Genomic DNA, 18,856 nt, shown 5'->3' on the forward strand with positions numbered 1-18,856 from the left:
TCATTAAAAAATCGCAAGGAATCGCTTCAACCTTAGTGGGCTTGTCATGAAAGATACAATTGAAAACCTAAAAAACCTATAACATAAAATTAAACAATGAGAAGAGTATACCTTTTATTGCTCATCTTCCTTTCCGGTATTGTCGGTGCACAATTTACGTACACCGTTTACAATACGTCAAACTCGGGAATAGGGAGTAACAACATTAGTGATATTAAGATTGATAATACAGGATTACTGTGGATATCGTCTAACAATGGAATTTCAACATTCAACGGAACTGCTTTTACCAATTACAACACGGGTAATTCTGGAATCGCGTCCAATGCTATCAAAGAAATAGAAATTGATGGCTTAGGAAGAAAATGGATGGCCACCCAGAATAATGGAATTATTGTATTCAACGGAACAACCTGGACGAACTACACCACCGCCAATTCCGGTCTTCCCAGTAATGCGGTTAAAAATATTGCTGTAGACACGGCCAATAATTTATGGGTGATCACAACTGATGGGCTTACTAAATTTAATGGTACAACATGGACTACAGATTCTTCATTTCCCAATATAAACTCATTAAAGACTGACAGCAACAATGGAGTTTGGGTGACCAATAATGGAGCTTTGTACAAATTTAATGGTACAAATTTTAATTTCATCGTACAGGATGCCGAAAAAGTAGTGAAAATTGATAATAATATCGTGTATGTTGACACCAATACCGGCATGCTTACTTACTCTACTAATGGAACTTTACTCAACACTTATTCTGTAGGGAGTTCTTGCGTGGCGAGTTCTTCGATTAATACCCTTGATGTGGACAGTAACAATGAAGTATGGATTGGCTATGGAGGAAGCGGATTGCAAAACTTTAGTGATTGCGTTACCTACACGGCGGCCAGTGCAGGCCTTCCCAATAACACACTCAACGTTGTGAAAACCCAGAACATCAATACAATCTGGATAGGATATACACAGCAGGGACTCGTGAAAGCAGTTCCTCAAAACGCAACAGGCTGCTGGCAAATGATCAGTGCCGGACAAAATTATTCCACAGGTATCAAAACAGACGGTACCTTATGGGTATGGGGGAGTAATTCTTCCAGTCAGCTTGGAGACGCAGGAGTTATTCGAAGAAATGCTCCGATGCAGGTAGGAACAGCAAGCGACTGGAAAACAGTAAGTACCGGATATGACCATACAGTGGCCATTAAGACCGATGGAACTCTATGGGCCTGGGGAGCAAACCGATATGGACAGTTGGGGGATAATACGACCATCATCAGGACTACTCCGGTCAAAATAGGAACAGCAACCAATTGGAGAGCTGTTAGTGCCGGAGATTCCCATACATTAGCCCTTAAAACAGACGGAACCCTCTGGTCCTGGGGGAGGAATTTATATGGGCAGTTAGGAGATGGATCCAAAATCGATCGATATATTCCTTTCAAAGTAGGAAACGGTACCAATTGGGATAAAATATCTGCCGGAGACTATTATTCCGTAGGTATCAAAACAGACGGAACCCTATGGAGCTGGGGGAGAAATACCAATGGAGAATTAGGGAATGGAACTACCACAACTACGATCTATGATGTTTCTCCAAAACAGGTAGGAACCGCTACGAACTGGCTGAAGATAGTTGCAGCAGGTACTCATACATTAGCTTTAAAATCTACCGGAACTCTTTGGGGCTGGGGATCCAACGAATCAGGCCAGGTGGGAGACGGAACCACAGTTGCTAAAAGAGTTCCAACCCAAATCGGAACAGGAAGCAATTGGATCCATATCGCTGCAGGATGGGGACATTCTGAGGGAATAAGAGCAGGGGGAACACTCTGGGGCTGGGGTAGCAATTCCTCCGGAATGTTTGGAAGCGGGACAACGGACATTACATCACCCACACAATTGGGCTCCACTACGGATAATATGATGATTTCCGGCGGATCCTCGCATTTTCTTAACCTCACTTTTTCCGGATCTTTAAGAGCTGCCGGAGCTAACACCAATGGCCAGCTGGGTGATGGTACCTTTGTTGAAAAAAACACACTTACATCTATAGCTTGTCCTTCAAACTGTGCTGTTCCAACGCAGCTTTCTGCCACTAATATTACTTCGGGGTCGGCTACCCTTAACTGGACTGCACCAACACCGGCGCCAGGTAACGGATATCTGTATGCATACAGCACCAACCCAATTATTGGAGGTATCGATGAAACAACAACTTCTACAAGTGTCAATTTGAATAATCTGTTGCCTGGAACTACTTACTATTACTGGGTAGCAGCTCATTGTGCAACCAGCCAGACAAGCTGGATTCCGGGTGGTACCTTTACCACACTTTCCGGCGGTACAGGCTGTTGGAACGTTGTAAGTTCAGGAAATGACTATACTTTAGCAACGAAAACAGACGGAACATTATGGGCATGGGGAGTTAATGAATACGGACAATTGGGAGATGGGACTACGATCAATAGAGCGACTCCAACACCAATTGGAATTTCAAATGTATGGAAAATAGCTACCGCATATAATCATACAGTGGTTATTAAAACAGACGGAACGCTATGGGCGTGGGGTAGTAACCAATTCGGACAATTGGGAGACGGAACTACCAACAACAGAACAACTCCGTTGAAAATAGGATCGGCAAACGATTGGGTAAGTATTGCCGTTGGAGATAATTATACGTTAGCCGTAAAAGCCAATGGAACATTATGGGCCTGGGGACATAATTACTATGGCAATTACGGAGATGGAAGTACCTACACCAGAAATGTACCCACACAGGTAGGAACTGCCGCAGACTGGCGAAGTATCGCTGCCGGAGACGATCATTCTTTAGGAATAAAAACGGATGGAAGCCTTTGGGCATGGGGTAAGAATTATGACGGACAATTAGGGAACGAAAATACAACCAGTAAAACAACGCCGGTAAGAATAACAACGGCGACAAACTGGAAAAGTGTTGATGCTGCCGGAGATCACTCTATGGCTATGAAAACAGATGGAACTATTTGGACCTGGGGCGATAATTTATCAGGGCAACTGGGGAACGGATCCAAAAGTTCCAGAACATCGCCGGGTCAGGTAGGAACAGCCACCGATTGGAAAAGTTTTGATACCGGGCGTTTTAATGGGGTAGCCATCAAGACAGACGGCACGCTATGGACTTGGGGAAGTAATGAGGTGGGAGAAATAGGAGATGGTACAGGTATTTCGAGACTATCCCCTGTGCTTATTGGGACAGCTACCGACAGAAAAACGGTAGCAGCAGGAAGTAATAATTTATTCGTTATCAGTAACAGCGGATTTTTATCAGCTTCCGGCGATAATAGAAAGAGCCAGCTCGGAGATGGTACCCTTATTCGAAGAAGAATTTTTTCTCCTATCGGTTGTACATCAGGTGCTGTTTTAAGAACTGATGAAGTTTTAACGCAGAAAGATCAGTTGAAAGTATTCCCGAACCCTGTTAGTGATATCCTGACGGTTTCTTTTGATCAAAAGATTCTTTCGGTTACGGTTTATAATATGGCAGGTCAGCAGGTGCTTACAAAAGCCATCAACGATACGAAAGGAACTATTGATGTTTCTGCTTTCCCATCTGGAGTTTATCAGATGAAAGTAAATGCAGTGAATAACTTCGTGAAAACAGTAAAAGTAATCAAGCGATAAGCATTACAGTGGTATTGCGAAAGCAAGATCTATAAAAAATAGCGTCACTTATCTTTTAAGTGGCGCTGTTTTTTTTAAAACGAATCGTTATTTTTAAGACATCAAAAAAACAAAATAATAACCCATTAAAATTTTAAATCATGAAAAAAACAGGACTCATTGGTTTCCTTTTCTTCAGTCTCTCGATCGCGAGTGCACAAACTATCGAATCGGGAAGCCGAAGCACGATTGGCTATATCAAATCAGACGGAACGATTGAAAACAGCAGCCGTTCCACAGTCGGGTACATTAAGTCGGACGGAACGATTGAGAACAAAAGCCGCTCAACAATAGGTTATATTAAAAGCGACGGTACCATAGAAAACAAGAGCCGTTCTACTGTAGGTTACGTTAAAGAAGACGGCACCGTAGAAAACAGCAGTCGCTCAACAATTGGCTACATCAAAGACGACGGAACGGTAGAAAATAGCAGTCGCAGCACGATTGGCTATGCTAAGGGCATTAAAAAGGAGTGGGCAGCGGTTGTGTATTTCTTTTTTAAATTGGATTAGTCATTGATTAAAGCACCACTTTAAAACCTCTATTGAGATTATAAATACTAAGGTTGAGAATAGTGTAGAGAATATGATTGCGAACCAGAGGCAGAAACAATCTTAATACGAAAGATGTATAGTTACGACACTTCAGATGAAGTTTATTATTGCGCCACCTATAGATAAAAATAACCCCTGTTAACGCAGGGGTTTTATTTTGGCAGCATAATCATACGCTGAAGAAATACATTACGATCGTCAATTGCCCTATTCAGGATCCTATCAACATCATCCAGATTATTTGTGTTATGCCCGCCAGTGCGGATCTATTTTTCTTTTACGATTTCCAGTATCTTATTTTCGGGTTCTTCGACAATACTACTCTTTGAAGATATCAATTAAATCAATTTCGATTTACGATTCCTCAGTTTTTGGCTTAAAGTTTCTCCCTACACCTTGTCTTAGAAAGGTAATTTTTCCTTGCTTTTGCTTGGCTTTTTCAAGAACTTCCAACGCTTTTGTTCGTTCATTCATTCTACCTGCATGGGTTATACTCCCTTGATTTTCAATTTTTTTCATACTACAAGATAGTGAAAATACTTGACAAAAGCAAATAGCAGACATACCGGTATCGTCATCTTGTCTTTTCTATTATTAATTTTATTATGTTTGAAAAATTTAGAAACCTGTAAACAAATTCCATATCAAAAAGAAAGTTTGTATTTTTAAAATATTGAACTGAACATTCCCTGTACTGTTCAATCCAATCATAAAAGCTGATTAAATGAATAACGAACTCCATGAACTCCTTTATTACTATAATGAGGAAGGATACGAAGGATACGATTTAAGCGAAGTACAACTCCTTGAAAAAAAAGATTTTGATCGGGTTGAAAAATTAAAACACCTTCTTCACCATGAAGACCGGTATATTGCTTATCAGGCTATGCTTATTCTACTGGCGTGGTCCACTCCAGAAGGATTTGAACTTCTTGACCGTTTCATTGCTGAAAAATGGGACGAAAAAGAAAGTTTTGAACCCCACAGACTCCATAATCAGGATAATGTATATGATATCATCACCAATGCATTGTATATTTCAACGCTCAATGGAAAAAACGAACAGGAATTATATCCTTATATCAAACAGTTTTTACTTCTGTATGGTGAGCGGTTTTTTGAATCTAACCTGAAGGATTTTCTATTAAAGAAAGATTGCGGACCTCTTTTAAAGGAAATAGAAGAGGCCATTCAAAATGCTTTACAAAACAAAAGATATTACCAGGCCAGTCAGTTATTTCCGGTACTGGTTCATTATGACAAAAGCAGATTCAATGCATATAGGGATATTTTTAGGCCATTAATAAGCCAGGATAACAGAATTACCTATAATATGGATGAAGCAGAAAAAAATAATTCCAATGTATCTGCCTAAACAAAGTTTCAATGGATAAGAACACCCCAATTTATATAGATTTAGAAGACCGGCTAACGAAAAAATACTACCGTGAAATCGTTGAAAAAGCTTTAGCGCAGGCCAAAGAAGAATATGAACAATTTCCCAATACTCCCATGAACATTTCTTTTTACCGTCAATTGCTGGATATAAAAAAAACGGTCATTGACGATCATGAAGTTTATACAGAAGATGAAGCGTATAAAAAATATCCAATAGGCATCATGGTCGTAAGGAATTTTTTAGGCGAAGAAGCCAATACAGACTATGCAAAAATGCTGCAGGATATCGTTTGGGGCATTTCATTATATCCTGCTATGCTTGAAAACATTGAAATGATCAGGCGGAAATTATTTGACGGAGATGAAGAAAAAGCGCTCAAACATGTTTTTGTAATTGAAAATCAAGCGTTCAAACTGATGGATTTTTACAACTATCCATTACGGGAATTAAAAAAAGAAATAGGGGAGAGAATTTTTAATATCATCATGAAAGAAAGCACGTTCAGTCTGGTGAATAGCTTTGTTGAAAAGTATCTCTCTGAAGATGGATTGGAAATTCATTATGTAAAGAGAAATGAGGCCATTTACCTGTTTTCCTATGGAGAATATCAGCCGGGAAGATATCTGTTGTTTTTAGAAGGGATCTGTCATTATGCGGTGTAAAAAAGATAGTTACTCTGAATCAATACGAAATAATATATTCAAAATCAACTGAAATAATGAGCGGAAAAAAATTACTTGAACAAAAAGAATGGCAATATTATATTTATGAAGAAGACAGCCGTATGATAGTATCTGTCCCTATTGCCCACCCCGCCCCGGGATTCGATATTATATATACCCTGAACGAATCTGAGAAGGAAAAATATAGGCAGACCGGAATCAAAGCCCTTGAAGACAGGATAGAAGATATGAAAGTGAACTTTTCAAACTATGAAATGAATTCCTGGAGGTAATAAAAACTTACTCTCTGCCGGCTGACATCCTGCTTGTGCCTGATAGGTAAGAATACGCAGTACTGATAATCCTTGTCAAGGTTTAAAACCTTGGCAAGGATAAAAAAGACAATCTCCAAAATCAGAGGAATTCAGAGATTGTATGTATCTTTTTTAAATAATGCAGCTACTTTTTAGGCGCATTAAATATTGAATAGTATAAAAAGATGGGAAACTTCTCAAACGTTTCTGTTTTACCCATCGTATATTCATCAGGTCCGAATGCCTGAGAGAAATCCAGAATGGTAGAGGTTTTTGAGGGAGATACAGCAATCATTTTTACTAAACTGGTTGCTGATGCTTCTGATTCGTAGGTGAATAAAAGGGTTTTACGGTCTAAACTGTATACTTTATAATGATTGATTCTTGCTTTTAACTGGGTATCTACACCTGTATCATCAAGTTTAGCTTTGTACATTAATTTTTGGGTACCGTCGTCAGTGATATAGATATCTGCATTTTTATAGTTGGCATCGTATTTAAAGGTAACCCGATCGTTGGTCTTATAATAATAGCTTAAGGCTTTCTCGCCTGCGGCCATGACCTGAACTTCAGCATCTTTAGGCATTTCCATAGGTCCGCGTTTTGATGGAGCTGCGGATTTCTTTTTTTGTGCCGTTACATTCACAGCTGAGAACAGCATTAAAGCTGCTGTTAAAAATAGTTTTGAGTTTTTCATGGTTTTTTTTGCAATGTTAGAAAAAATTATGATGGTAAGAAAGAGTGTATGAATTTTTTTATAGTATTATTCGGGCTGTTAGATGTACGGTTGACTGGTACGACAGACTTTGTTGCCGTTGGAAGAATGAAACAGTAGAAAGCGAAATATTCCTGCACCCCGTTTCATAACCTCCCTAAGGGAGTATGATAAGGGATAATGCCCAGTAAATAAGGGGTTAAAGCCTTTGTGTTGAGGGGTTGTTAATCTTTGAATGCTTTTATAATGTTTGATGTGTAATACTAAAAATCAAACGGATTCGTGCGGTAATAGTGGGACTTTTATATTAAATTTTAAGGATTAAAATATTTTCTATACCGGACTGAAAAGTTAAAAAATTAACGAAGAAGAAGATAAATTCCAACACCAATTGCGGCATAAGCGGTAACGGTAAGAATATCAGCGATGGGTTGTGAAAAACGTTTTTCCGCAATTTTCTCACCATTGATCTGGTTTTTATGAAATTTCAGAATCTTTTTAGGATTATGAACCGCGTGGGCAACCAGACTGTCGCTTTCCCATTTGTCAACGATTATTTTATAGGACTTGCCATCAACATCAATTTTAACATTTTTATTAGGGGTAAGCTTCTCCTGAATGTTGACAGGAACAGGCGCTTGTTGTACGTTCTGAACCTGAGACTCAGCAGGTAAACTTTTCATTTGCTCAGAAGCACTATTAACAAGAGCTGCATTGTTTTTAGATTCCCGCTTAGTGTCGGTCGCTGTATCCACTTGCTTTTTTACCTGATAAGTATAACAACTGGTAAGAGATAATGATATAATGATGAGATAAAAATTTTTTCGCATGTGCCAAATTTAATAATTAAACGGAATATTTAGGAGTTTCTTTTGAAAGATCTTATTTTTTTAGTCCTTCTATCATCTTTCCGTTTCATGAATTAAGGCAAAGGATTCATTTTAATGATGTATAATTTAGGAAGCAAAGAGAGAATCAATCGTTGATTGATCGATGAAGCAGGTGCTTTACCAGCCTGCTTCATCAGTTGTGAAACCGCCTTCTTTTGCTTTCCTTAAAATTGTAGGGTCTTGGCTGGGCCTTTGCGTTTAAGAAAAAATTTTACTTGCTCTAAAATTTTCAAACAAAATTAAAAAGCATGTCATTTTCAAAGGTTGGAGCTAAACAAAAAATCAAAATTATCCGAAAAGAATAGTTTCATTGACGCAAAGTATTAATTTAATGATGCATAGTTTAGGAGGCAAAGAGAGAATCAATTTCATTGATTCAATGAAGCGGGCTGTCTTACCAGATTGCTTCATCAGCGATTTATCGCCCTCTTTGCATTTCTAAAGTGAAGGGGCATTTTCATAAAACTTTGCGTTTAAGAAAAAATTACGCCTCCGAAAACGTTTTATCCGGCAGTTTAGGCTTCAGAGAGCGACAAGAATAAGATATAGTCAATCAATTTTAATTAATGAAACTCCCGTTTTTCCAATACACCGTCTTTGTATATTTCAGTATAGATCAACGGCCCTTTTTTCCTTGTATTGAGAATAGGTTCGCCTGTTTCTTCACTGTATTGTTGCAATAACTTGTAAAATTTCCATTGTCCGGTGGGTAAGCCATTTTTATATTCTGCTTCCAGATAAGTATATGGATCCGTAAATTCCGGATGTTTTTGTAAATCCAGTGATCCGTTGGATTTGGTTTCAATCCATTTTCCTTCTTTTTTGTGATTTTTCACAAGGCCCTGTTCTTCATCATTTTTATAAGAACCATCATGCTCATAGTATCCGGCGAATTTTCCGGAAGGCAGAATCTGGTATTGATGTATAGGTTTTAATTGAAAAGGATTTTCAGTTAATTCATAATCCCGTAGAGAGATGATGTGATTTTTATCGATATTGAATAATGTGTAGTTCGCAAATCCCATTTCTCCCTGATGATTAAGATAGATCCTCTTCATGTCGATAAGCTTATTGTTTTTCGTTGAAACTAAATATATTTTTTCAATATATGGATTGGTATAACGAACGGTATTATAAACCGCCATAAAATACAGCGAATAGTCTCCGTAGCACAGAAAATCAGTAGCTGTTTTAATACGGTCATATTTTTCATTGACCGTAGTGGTGAACGGAAGAAACACATCGTAGTCTTCAGGAAGCAATACAAAATCTTTTTTGACCGTTTTTTCAAATTGTAATGAGTTGATTTCTTTCAGCTTATGTTCATCCTGTATCGCAGACAGAACGGAGTCAACGGTTATTCGTTTTGAAATATCCGGATATCCAAATGGCAGGCTGATACAATCTTTTTTATTGGTGTTAAAAGGCAATAATCCTTTATCCGTTGAATGGGTTTCTACGTTGGGTACCTTATTTTCTGTCTGAGCTTTACTATAGCAGGAAAAAAGGAAAAATAAAATAGTAAAACAGGCGATATTAATTTTAGGCATATATATCTGATATTTGAGCGAAACCGTGAATATGTAAGTGGTTATTATGTCTTGGGGTAGCCGTATGAGTCGTGTGAGGTAACCGTGTATTGACATTATCAGCAGTACTGGCATTTGATGTATTGGTAAAGTTTTCCGACCGTCCTAATATAAATCCGAAATTAAAGAGAATATTCCGGAGAATAACTGCATTGTCATAATCAAAATTGGCTGCTGTAAGAATCGTGTTAACCCCATCTTCCTGAGTCGTTAATAAATTCAGATCTCCCGCTTCTCCGTTCACATGTTCTGCACTGGGATAACACGACGCATCAGAATAAGAAAAGCCCTGAGAAACAATATAATGACTGTGTCCTTCCTGTCTGAATTGTGCCAATGCTCCTAAGAATCCTGAGAATAAATCCGGCTGAATACTTCTTCTTCTCGTATGCTGAAACCCGTACCGGATGATGACTCCATCCCGGTTATAGTTGAATGCTTCAAATATCTGCGGTCCCACACCTGCATTGGCCAGAATATCCATATCGACTAACTCTACGGTTCCCGGCTGATTGGCGTACCATTTATCAGTGGCTCCGTCACCAAGCGTTCCGTTAGTATACACCAATAACTGAGTGGCATCTATATTTTCCCCGGCAGCTCTGTTTGCCGTAAAACTTATGGTTTGCGTAAGCTCACCTCTTTGGGCCACAGGCGGAATGGTATTGACTCTTCTTTTTCTTGTGACCGTTTCTTTAGTTCTGGAGCAAATCCGGTGTTCATTATCGTTTTGGTCGTAATAAAAATAAATAACTTCAGTAGAATGGGTATTCAGAACTTTTTGGATCCTTCTTCTTTCTCCTGTATTAGTCTCTGTTAAAGTATTGTAAGCATTACTACCATGATGAATGGTGTATATATTTTTATTGACCACTCTGAATCTCCCTGTATCATCATTTAAGAAAATCCCGGCTCCATTTACTTCTTCCTGTCCGTCTTTATAGGCACAGGGACTATTGTCTGTTCTTTCTACGGCCACTTCTAAATTGACTGTGTTTTCGCCCAGTCTTCCGCTCCATTCATCAAAAATAGCTCTTCCATCGGGTCTGAGCTGCAGCTTAATAATAGCTTTATTGATGTGATCACTTAAGTTTGTATAATGAGTGTGACTTCCTGCATTATTGTTTAGGGCATCAAAATTTCCTACCTGGACTGTAAACAATCTCTGGGCTTCATAGCGGTCGGGAGATAGAAAACGCATTAACTGTAATGTTTCCGTATTGTCTGTAAGGGTATTGGCTGAAGGTCTTATCACAGCATCTATACTCAAGGTTTGCATATTGCTGGTCTCGATGATCAGATACACCGTTTTCCCCAATATGGAATCGTATGGAAGATTTTGATTTTGATTCTGATGGTCCTGCTGTGCATGAGCAGAATCAATTTTTGTAAAACTGACCCTTGTTCCATTGTCTGTGGTTGTTTTCTTCGCAAAATAAACCTCACTGATACGCTGTAATGAATCATCAGGAGTATCCGGAGCCAATGGACCATTTAAGGTTTGGGTTTGCCCGGAATCTGTTATTGTAATACGTGTCGCCATTGTAAGAGTTTTCTTTTTTTAATACGGAGTTTCTGATATTTCCTGACGAAGATCCTTAAATGAAACAGGGTTCAGGCATCCAAATAATGAATACAGTTCTTTGCCCGATTTTTTAAAGTTCTTCATAGCTTATTTCTTTTATATGATAGATGATCTTCTTTTGGTAGTTTTCTCCCAGTGAAAATTCTATAGTCAGTTTATGCTCCAAGACTTCTTTGGTTTTAAAATCCAGTAAAATTTGTCCTTTATATTTGTCCAGTTTTGGAAAATCCGTTTCATTGTTATAAGCAATTTCCTTTCTTTTCATTTCTCCGTAAAACATTTCCCGGTTTTTGTCTGAAGGAATGCTTCCGATATACTGCACCAGTAATAATTCATCATCACAACGCATATCCTGAGGCTGTACATGTTCATCTATATCTATGATGGTGTTGGCCATAAAATTACGGTAGCGTACCCTGTTCTTTGTCTGATTTTCCTGCTGATACCTTCCATAAAATGGATGGAGGATCATTCCAAAATGATTATATTTTAAAAAATCTTTGCCTACTAAATTCTCTTTTTGGTAAAAATCTCTTAAAAACCGGTAAAGATCTTCCGCCTGTCTGCCTACGTAGGATCGTGAAAGCTTTTCTACCGTTTTCTCCACTCTGTCCTGAAGAACTGACAATTCCTGCACATTTTTTAAACGACCGTATTCGTCCGTTATAAGCACCACTTCATTGTTGATGTCTGCAATTCTGGCTAAAAAATTTTTTTCAGACAGGGACACTTCCTTATCTCTGTGAACTCTGTCGAAAATTTCAATATGGTATTCAAATCTTTCTTCCTCTAAATGTTTCAGAGTGACATGAAAAACTTTGTTGAGCTCACTTCTATGGGTTTTTCCGTGGACGGTGGTATATTCATTATAGGTATAGCGGTAAAATTTCTTTCCTTCAGCAAGGTTCAATTTAATATCTATAGGAAATACTGGCTCCATAATTTTTCAGTCATTTTACAACTTATTGCTGCCCAAAAACTACTTTCCCTCCGGAGGAAACCCACTGGTTTTTTTTGTTCCACGATCCGTCGCAATCCTGCTGCATCTGTTTCACTATTTTGGCTTTTTTTACATCAATAATGGCGCATGTGTAGTTTTCATGCAGCGTACTGTCTTTGTCGCTCTCATGTACATAATCTTTGATGATGGCATCCACTACCACATAATTCGCGTTAGGGGAGAGGGAAGAAAAAAGCTCACTTCCGGTCCCTTTATATTTATTTCCTTTATCTATTTTTATACGCTTATTTTTATTAACGATATAGAGATTGTACCATAGTTTCATATTGTTGTTATAGGAAGCGTAATACAGAGATATATTATTATTTAAAGCAATCAGGGTGTCTTTCTTTTCTGTTTTAGTCTGTACCTCATGATTCCGGGAGGAAGCCACGTTTCCACACGTAATTAAAATCATTAAAATCATCAGTACGGTTGTTATTTTTTTCATAATAAATTGGCGTTTTTTTCCATTTTCTCGTAGCGCTTGTCCATATCGGTACCTCTTCTTTTATTGCCGTAATCATCAAGGATCTCTTTCTCGTATGTACTGTGCTGATCTCCCCATTCGGCAGGATTTCTTGATATATTTTCTAATTTTTCACCTTCTTTTTTGGTTTTGTTTATTTTGGCTGTGTTGGCGTCTTTTTTGGCGAAAAACCGTCCTAATGCAGCACCGAAATCGTCTTTTACATATCCCGGTCTGTTAATATGATGATCCAATACAGTTGCTTTCCCTAATTTTGATTTTAAATAATCGGACAGTTTATAGGAATACCCTGTAGGAACCAAAGGAAGTACGACTTCTTTCAATCTCTTGATAAAATCCAGCACTTGTTTTTCCTGGAACAGTTTATCAATAACCGCATTTACAATCGGTTGCAGAGGCTTGGATTCTACTGTTTTTCCGAATAAAGACTCTTTACAGTTTTCCCTGATTTTATTGGATAAGGTATTGCCTGTAATTTTCTCCGCTTTGGCATCTGCCGGATCTTTGTAGTATAAAATCCCGGATTCCACCGTCCATCCGCAGGTTACAAACAACTCATCATATTTTTCCGGATACTGAGCTTTAAATTCTTCAACCTGTGTTGTAAATTCGCCTTTTCCGGTATGATCCACTGTTTTTTGCATGGCTCCTGCCGTTAAGATCATTTGTTCTCCTGAAAGATCCCAATCATAGGATTGAACGGAGTCTAATTTACCTTCATTTTCAGACATTCCTATCAAAATAGATTTTTCTTCGGCCGTGATTTTCTTGTCTTCAATTAATGTATCCCAATCGGCATAATTTTCAAGCTTTTTCGATCCCCAGTAGGCCGGGCCATATTTCCCGCTGTATCGGGTACAGGTAATATCATAATCCTTTCCGCAATTACAATATCTGATCTCAAATCTGTCGCCGTCCTTATTTAAGAACTCATGCGTTTCATCCGGAAATTTCACCTCATCTTCTGTTCCTGTTACCTCAGCTTTGAAATATAAGAAGGCGTTCAGATCGTCTCTTTTATTCAGTTTCTCTATCAGTTTCTTTAGATCTTCATCACTTTTGGGACGCATCGTTATTTCCTTAGAATAAACCAGTGTTCCGTTGATGGTAAACTCAATTTTGCTTTTTTCTTCTTCTCCATCTAAAAACTTGACAGGATTTTCATAGACGTTTTCTGCATTTTTCAATTTATTTTCATGAATCTCAACCGAGAGTTTTCCACTTGCTCCTTCACAGTTGGCAACAACCCATACTTTCTTTTTGATGGTGGTACTGTTGATTCTTTCAAAATCAAAATCCGGGGTACCATCGGCTTTTTTTGCCTGTACCTCTTCTTCCCAGGTGATTTTTACGGTTTCTTTTGCTTTTAATTTTACAGAATCTTCTTTATCCGCCTGAATGTTTCTTCTGCCTTTTTTTTCATATTTCTTTTTTACATCAGATACCGATCCGCTACCTTTTACAGTATAGGTTTCTTCTTTAGATTCCCAGGTCATTTTAGGAACCTGTTTCGCAAAATAGATCTTCACCACATTCACCTCATGATCTACCTGATGCGGCATATCATAAACCTTTTGATTGGGATTGGCAGAATATCCATCTTTTTCTTGTTCTCCACTCATACTATTTTATTTTGAGCTTATTAGTAAAAATCATTGGACTTATTGTATTTTGTTTCTAAGTCTTTAATAACTTTTAATCTTAATTTTGAAGGTAAATCTTTTAACGTAACGTTCAGGTTATCATTGATTTTGCATTTTTCGTCCTCTCCACAATAGTACTTGATATGATGCAGGTACTTTTTATGGTTATAAAATATCATGTACGAGACTTTTCTGTCATTATCCCAATTCCCGCAATAGGTAAAAGGGACTAAGACTGCCTGATGCTTATCTATTGTATAATTGGATATATTATTTGCTTTCAGATTAATTAAACCGGATTGCGCATAGGGATAATTGTAAACCATACTATCACTGTATTTTTTATTTTTAACAGTGGCGCTGATGATGGTGACCGCTCCGTCAAATCTTTCTTTTTCAGAGTTACAGGGATTAATTACTTTTACGGTAAGATGATCGGATATGTTTCCGCTTTTAAAATTCTTACTGATCATCAATGAATCCTGATAATATACTTTCAAACTGTCGTGAACAGACTTCTGCCCACAAACAGGAATAAAGAAAAATAATATCAAACTAGTAACTAAGTTTTTCATTTTTTGTATAGTAAATAGGTAACTCATCATCTTCAGATTTTTTAGTATATTCTGTTGGGTACATGGAAGAGGTTCTTTGCCCGAAAGTCCCTACACAAACTTTGTTTCCCTGGTTTCCTCCAAGATAATATATGGTTTTGCCATCGCTGCTCTTTCCCACAGCCATGCTTACATGATGCTTATTTGATAAAACACAGATGGAGCCCAGCAAAGGCTGATTTCCCGCTATAAGTTTCCCCCATACCGGATCATCAAATTCTTCTTTTTCCAGTCCTTTTTTATCTGTTGGATTTTTCTTAAATCCGGCTCTGTATCTTGTATTTTCGTGTCCGTATGAATAGGCCCCGGGATCTAATTGGGCAGAATATCCGCTCTTATTTAAACACCAGCCCACAAATGAGGCGCACCAGGAGCTGTTATCCGTATTGGCGCAGGCACTAGGTTTATTCTGTCGGTTTATGGCATGGTATTCATCTATTATTTTTTTACAATGCGTTGCTTCCGAAACGCCAAGCTCCTGTTCTTCGCGGGCTTTAATGATCCATGGCTGTTCTAAATATTTTATTTTGAAATAGGTGCCTTCTCCGTTTAAAAAGGTATTTTTTAAGCTGCTGCTTTTACCTTCTTTCCCGAGATATTCAATTTTGGGTTCATCAGAAGTCACTTCAATATACAAGGAGGCTTCTTTGTCAGGACTTGCTTTTATCAGTTTTGCCCAATCAAATGATAAGTCATCGGCACGCTGATTGAGCATGAGTTTGATAACGGCTTTGTCTTTGAATTGGGCTGAATTTTCTATTGTAGGATCATTCGCCAGATTGTCAACAGCGATTTCAAATTCAGCTTTTGCTTTTATGCCTGCATATTTTGAAGCATCTGTAACTTTTTCTATATCTTTTAAATCAATAAGACTTACATCACTGTCTACATCTGTTAAGACTTTATTTTTCCCGCTTTTAACCTTTACTTTTACTTTTTTCCCTGAAAGCCCTTGCGTCTCCACAATTAAAGCAACCTGATAACTTAATCCCCGTTCTGTTATTTTTTCCGGAGTTATTTTTTCGGTGTCTATTTTCTTCTTTACAGTAACTTTCTTGCCCAGTTTTTTGTTGAATACTTCTTCTTCCTTTTCAACAGGGGTGCCTTTTTCTGAAGTCCATTTAACGAAATAGGCGTCAATGATTTTAGGCGTTTCATCAGTCTGAATTTCACTTTTTATACTGGCCACCTGCGGAATCGCTTTGGGAGCGGCAGCATTAAATTCAGGATTACAAGTGATAAATGATTCTTTGACCAAAACAGTTTGGGTCTGTACTGTAGAAGTTCCCAGATTCTGCCAGGGACTTAATTTTATAACGCTCATGCAGGGTGGAGGAGACATATTTCTTGCGGGCCATTTCGGGTGTCCGCAAGTTCCTTTAAACTGCAGGTTGATCATATTGTTTCCGTCGGCATCCGTTGCCCATAACTGATCCTGAAGTTTTATTTCGTTAGAGGTCACTTTAAGGTCTCCTGCGGCCTGAGCGTATGGACAACTCAACTTGGCTCCATGCATAACCACCTCTCTTTTTTCTAAAGGAGTATCTTCATTGGATTTTTTTTGCTTTTCTTCCCGTTTTTCAGAAAGCTTTTGATCATGCGCTGAAGTATTTTGGTTTTCCATGGGTTCATATTTTGGATTGGATTCAACTGTTGAGGCCGGAATTATATTCACAGGTAACAATTGAATAGTACTTTCATCACTTTAATCAGTTTAGCCTTTACTTACTTTAACGTCTTTTCCTCCCTGGAATACAGCCAATGTTGTCCCTCTCAGTTTTAAATCACCTTTAGAGGTCTGTATATCAGCCTCTCCGGAAATACTTTTAAATGCATTGCCGGTGCTTTCTGTCTGATCTTTTTTAACGGTAACACTTTTGTTTTCAGAAGTTTGGGTGTATCTTTTTGTAATGGATTCAGTGTGGTCATTTCCAATATTCAGCGTACTGTCTTTACCAATCTTGGTGGTCATGTTCCTTCCCACTGAAATCTTCATATCTTCTCCAGCCGTAAAAGTCATATTTTTTGGGGCAGTAACATCAATATTACCCTGACCGTCCATGAAATAAGTATTTCCGCTCGGATCTTTAATGGTTACACTTTTATCAGCATCATTCATTAACACCTTAATCCCGCTTCTCGTCTGTATAGATTTCAGATGATTGTTAACACCTCCGCCCAAGCCTACCTGCCCATGGAACATTCCGCCCATGGCAAAAGGAAAATCGGGGTTGTGGTATTCAAATCCCACCATCACCTGATCGCCAATCTCAGGAACAGCTACAAACCCTCTGTTTTGCATGATAGCATCCGTTCCGCCGGCATCAGGGCTCATCATTCTGATAAAGTGGGTGGTATCATTTAACTGCCAGTCAAACCGCACCTGTATTCTCCCCTGATTCAATGGATCTACATTGGAAATGACGGTGGCTACCTGCGGTTCTGCTTTGGGCATCTCAAAATCGGGTTTCGGCATAAAACCGGTCCCTTCAGCGATGGCTTCAAAGCTTCCGGTATAATATCCTCTAGCATCTACTTCGTGATTCACCTCAGTGATCATAAGCGTTGTGAAATGTGAGGTTTCATTGCTGTCAGCCTTTCTCATGGCCAGGTCTGCAACACAGCCAATATACAGGAAGGGAACCGTTGTATGTCCTGAGACAGTAAAAACTTCTACCGCTTTACTTCCTCTTGTGCTTTTCTGGGAATCATCCACATCACGGAACATATTGGCATTGATAGGAGTAGGGGTTAATGAACGGGTTGTGAAGATAGTATCATTCAGCTCATACGCTTTGGAAGATAGTTCTCCTCTATGTTGTATACGGTCATCAACACCCACCATTTTAGTGTGGCTGCTGCTGTTGTAGCCAAAGTATTCCGGTTTGGTATGAACGGCTTTCAGTTCCACATTTACATCAATAACATTGCTTCCATACACCAGCGAGATTGGTTTTTCAGAAGTAGGAAGTTTCCCGAAATGCAGGATTTCGCCATCATAATAGAACTGTTCTCCGTAAGCTTCTGCAATCCTTGTCAGATAATTGTAATGGGTTTCGTTGTATTGTGCACTGTAGCTGATATAACTTTTGTTTTGCGTATCTATCCTGAAATCGAACTTGTTGGTTCCTAATGTCTCCTTGATAATCCGGTTGGCAATAATATTGGTATTCACCTCCTGATTTCCTCCGAAACTTTGGGTATGCGGAGCGGCATCCATCAGAATAGTCGGGCTTTTTCCTTTTAAGATTATATTTCCCAGACTCATTTTTTCCTGACTGAATGATACTTTGGTAATGAGCCCCACAAATGTTCTTTCGGGGCTTTCATTTTCATAATCTTTATATTTAAAAACAACAGTAATTCTTTTTCCTAAAAACTTTTGGGCTTGCTCAAGGTTGTGGTTTTGTACTTCGCCTAAAGAGTCATGAGCCAATACCAGTTCGAAATCATGGTGCTTCCTTGCACTCTGTTGCAAACGAAAGTGCTTAAAGTGATTGACAGCCTTGCCCTCAATCACAATTTCCAGTTTTACCACACGGTTGATGCCCGCAATATGGTTTTCTGAAACTTTATCAGAATTTGAGGTGTTTTTCATAGTATTTTGTGCGTTTTTTTGGATATTATGTCACCTAAGTTAGATAAAAAATATACTATTCAATATAAAATTATATTAAATTTTTTAAA

The 18,856-nt window shown here is 38.4% G+C and carries 16 protein-coding genes; 5 read left to right on the plus strand and 11 right to left on the minus strand.

Going from position 1 to position 18,856, the window contains the following annotated elements:
• Positions 1-96 precede the first annotated feature (96 nt).
• The gene (locus ACM46_RS10245; RefSeq protein ID WP_048506552.1) at positions 97-3,675 is read left to right on the plus strand and encodes an RCC1 domain-containing protein; all 3,579 of its coding nucleotides are present in this window, start codon (positions 97-99) and stop codon (positions 3,673-3,675) included.
• Positions 3,676-3,815: 140 nt separating this feature from the next.
• The gene (locus tag ACM46_RS10250) at positions 3,816-4,226 is read left to right on the plus strand and encodes a 5-fold beta-flower protein (RefSeq protein ID WP_048506553.1); all 411 of its coding nucleotides are present in this window, start codon (positions 3,816-3,818) and stop codon (positions 4,224-4,226) included.
• A gap of 396 nt (positions 4,227-4,622) precedes the next feature.
• On the opposite strand, the gene ACM46_RS23350 is transcribed toward ACM46_RS10250, so the two are convergent.
• Entirely contained in the window at positions 4,623-4,787 is a 165-nt protein-coding gene (locus ACM46_RS23350) for a hypothetical protein (protein ID WP_157859444.1), read from the minus strand.
• 205 nt (positions 4,788-4,992) lie between these two features.
• Here ACM46_RS23350 and ACM46_RS10255 point away from each other — a divergent pair, with 205 nt between their 5' ends.
• The 3 genes from ACM46_RS10255 to ACM46_RS10265 are packed head-to-tail and all read left to right on the plus strand — an operon-like array spanning position 4,993 to position 6,622.
• A complete protein-coding gene (locus ACM46_RS10255) occupies positions 4,993-5,643 on the plus strand; it encodes a hypothetical protein (protein ID WP_048506554.1) in 651 nt (216 codons plus the stop codon).
• 11 nt (positions 5,644-5,654) lie between these two features.
• Positions 5,655-6,329: a hypothetical protein gene (locus tag ACM46_RS10260; RefSeq protein ID WP_048506555.1), complete on the plus strand. Its 675-nt coding sequence runs from the start codon at positions 5,655-5,657 to the stop codon at positions 6,327-6,329.
• A 56-nt stretch (positions 6,330-6,385) separates the two neighbouring features.
• On the plus strand, positions 6,386-6,622 hold the full coding sequence (locus ACM46_RS10265) for a hypothetical protein (protein WP_048506556.1): 237 nt from the start codon (positions 6,386-6,388) through the stop codon (positions 6,620-6,622).
• A 166-nt stretch (positions 6,623-6,788) separates the two neighbouring features.
• On the opposite strand, the gene ACM46_RS10270 is transcribed toward ACM46_RS10265, so the two are convergent.
• The 10 genes from ACM46_RS10270 to ACM46_RS10315 form a co-directional block, all read right to left on the minus strand.
• Positions 6,789-7,340 carry a hypothetical protein gene (locus tag ACM46_RS10270; protein WP_048506557.1) on the minus strand — a complete coding sequence of 184 codons (552 nt, stop codon included), beginning with the start codon at positions 7,338-7,340 and terminating at the stop codon, positions 6,789-6,791.
• 377 nt (positions 7,341-7,717) lie between these two features.
• Entirely contained in the window at positions 7,718-8,188 is a 471-nt protein-coding gene (locus tag ACM46_RS10275) for a hypothetical protein (RefSeq protein ID WP_048506558.1), read from the minus strand.
• 623 nt (positions 8,189-8,811) lie between these two features.
• Positions 8,812-9,798 carry a hypothetical protein gene (locus ACM46_RS10280; protein ID WP_048506559.1) on the minus strand — a complete coding sequence of 329 codons (987 nt, stop codon included), beginning with the start codon at positions 9,796-9,798 and terminating at the stop codon, positions 8,812-8,814.
• On the minus strand, positions 9,791-11,380 hold the full coding sequence (locus tag ACM46_RS10285) for a hypothetical protein (protein WP_048506560.1): 1,590 nt from the start codon (positions 11,378-11,380) through the stop codon (positions 9,791-9,793). The genes ACM46_RS10280 and ACM46_RS10285 overlap by 8 nt, the downstream gene beginning before the upstream one ends.
• 112 nt (positions 11,381-11,492) lie before the next feature.
• Positions 11,493-12,362, minus strand: coding sequence for a hypothetical protein (locus tag ACM46_RS10290; RefSeq protein ID WP_048506561.1), 870 nt, complete (start codon positions 12,360-12,362; stop codon positions 11,493-11,495).
• 22 nt (positions 12,363-12,384) lie between these two features.
• Positions 12,385-12,873 carry a hypothetical protein gene (locus ACM46_RS10295; RefSeq protein WP_048506562.1) on the minus strand — a complete coding sequence of 163 codons (489 nt, stop codon included), beginning with the start codon at positions 12,871-12,873 and terminating at the stop codon, positions 12,385-12,387.
• Positions 12,870-14,534, minus strand: coding sequence for a hypothetical protein (locus ACM46_RS10300; RefSeq protein WP_048506563.1), 1,665 nt, complete (start codon positions 14,532-14,534; stop codon positions 12,870-12,872). Before ACM46_RS10300 ends, ACM46_RS10295 begins: the two co-directional genes overlap by 4 nt.
• A 20-nt stretch (positions 14,535-14,554) precedes the next feature.
• Complete coding sequence (locus ACM46_RS10305) at positions 14,555-15,130, minus strand: hypothetical protein (RefSeq protein ID WP_048506564.1); 576 nt, start codon at positions 15,128-15,130, stop codon at positions 14,555-14,557.
• The gene (locus ACM46_RS10310; protein ID WP_131707573.1) at positions 15,111-16,793 is read right to left on the minus strand and encodes a PAAR-like protein; all 1,683 of its coding nucleotides are present in this window, start codon (positions 16,791-16,793) and stop codon (positions 15,111-15,113) included. The genes ACM46_RS10305 and ACM46_RS10310 overlap by 20 nt, the downstream gene beginning before the upstream one ends.
• Positions 16,794-16,883: 90 nt before the next feature.
• Positions 16,884-18,767 (minus strand): type VI secretion system Vgr family protein, encoded by a 1,884-nt coding sequence (locus tag ACM46_RS10315; RefSeq protein WP_048506566.1) that lies wholly within the window; start codon positions 18,765-18,767, stop codon positions 16,884-16,886.
• Positions 18,768-18,856: the final 89 nt, after the last annotated feature.

This window comes from Chryseobacterium angstadtii (assembly GCF_001045465.1).
In the GTDB taxonomy this organism is placed as follows: Bacteria; Bacteroidota; Bacteroidia; order Flavobacteriales; family Weeksellaceae; genus Chryseobacterium; species Chryseobacterium angstadtii.

Coding starts and splice junctions, on each gene's coding strand:
- ACM46_RS10255 (WP_048506554.1), top strand. CDS start 4,993: ATGAATAACGAACTCCATGAACTCCTTTATTACTATAATGAGGAAGGA.
- ACM46_RS10305 (WP_048506564.1), bottom strand. CDS start 15,130: ATGAAAAACTTAGTTACTAGTTTGATATTATTTTTCTTTATTCCTGTT.
- ACM46_RS10285 (WP_048506560.1), bottom strand. CDS start 11,380: ATGGCGACACGTATTACAATAACAGATTCCGGGCAAACCCAAACCTTA.
- ACM46_RS10295 (WP_048506562.1), bottom strand. CDS start 12,873: ATGAAAAAAATAACAACCGTACTGATGATTTTAATGATTTTAATTACG.
- ACM46_RS10280 (WP_048506559.1), bottom strand. CDS start 9,798: ATGCCTAAAATTAATATCGCCTGTTTTACTATTTTATTTTTCCTTTTT.
- ACM46_RS10290 (WP_048506561.1), bottom strand. CDS start 12,362: ATGGAGCCAGTATTTCCTATAGATATTAAATTGAACCTTGCTGAAGGA.
- ACM46_RS10300 (WP_048506563.1), bottom strand. CDS start 14,534: ATGAGTGGAGAACAAGAAAAAGATGGATATTCTGCCAATCCCAATCAA.
- ACM46_RS10270 (WP_048506557.1), bottom strand. CDS start 7,340: ATGAAAAACTCAAAACTATTTTTAACAGCAGCTTTAATGCTGTTCTCA.
- ACM46_RS10265 (WP_048506556.1), top strand. CDS start 6,386: ATGAGCGGAAAAAAATTACTTGAACAAAAAGAATGGCAATATTATATT.
- ACM46_RS10310 (WP_131707573.1), bottom strand. CDS start 16,793: ATGGAAAACCAAAATACTTCAGCGCATGATCAAAAGCTTTCTGAAAAA.
- ACM46_RS10275 (WP_048506558.1), bottom strand. CDS start 8,188: ATGCGAAAAAATTTTTATCTCATCATTATATCATTATCTCTTACCAGT.
- ACM46_RS23350 (WP_157859444.1), bottom strand. CDS start 4,787: ATGAAAAAAATTGAAAATCAAGGGAGTATAACCCATGCAGGTAGAATG.
- ACM46_RS10260 (WP_048506555.1), top strand. CDS start 5,655: ATGGATAAGAACACCCCAATTTATATAGATTTAGAAGACCGGCTAACG.
- ACM46_RS10315 (WP_048506566.1), bottom strand. CDS start 18,767: ATGAAAAACACCTCAAATTCTGATAAAGTTTCAGAAAACCATATTGCG.
- ACM46_RS10245 (WP_048506552.1), top strand. CDS start 97: ATGAGAAGAGTATACCTTTTATTGCTCATCTTCCTTTCCGGTATTGTC.
- ACM46_RS10250 (WP_048506553.1), top strand. CDS start 3,816: ATGAAAAAAACAGGACTCATTGGTTTCCTTTTCTTCAGTCTCTCGATC.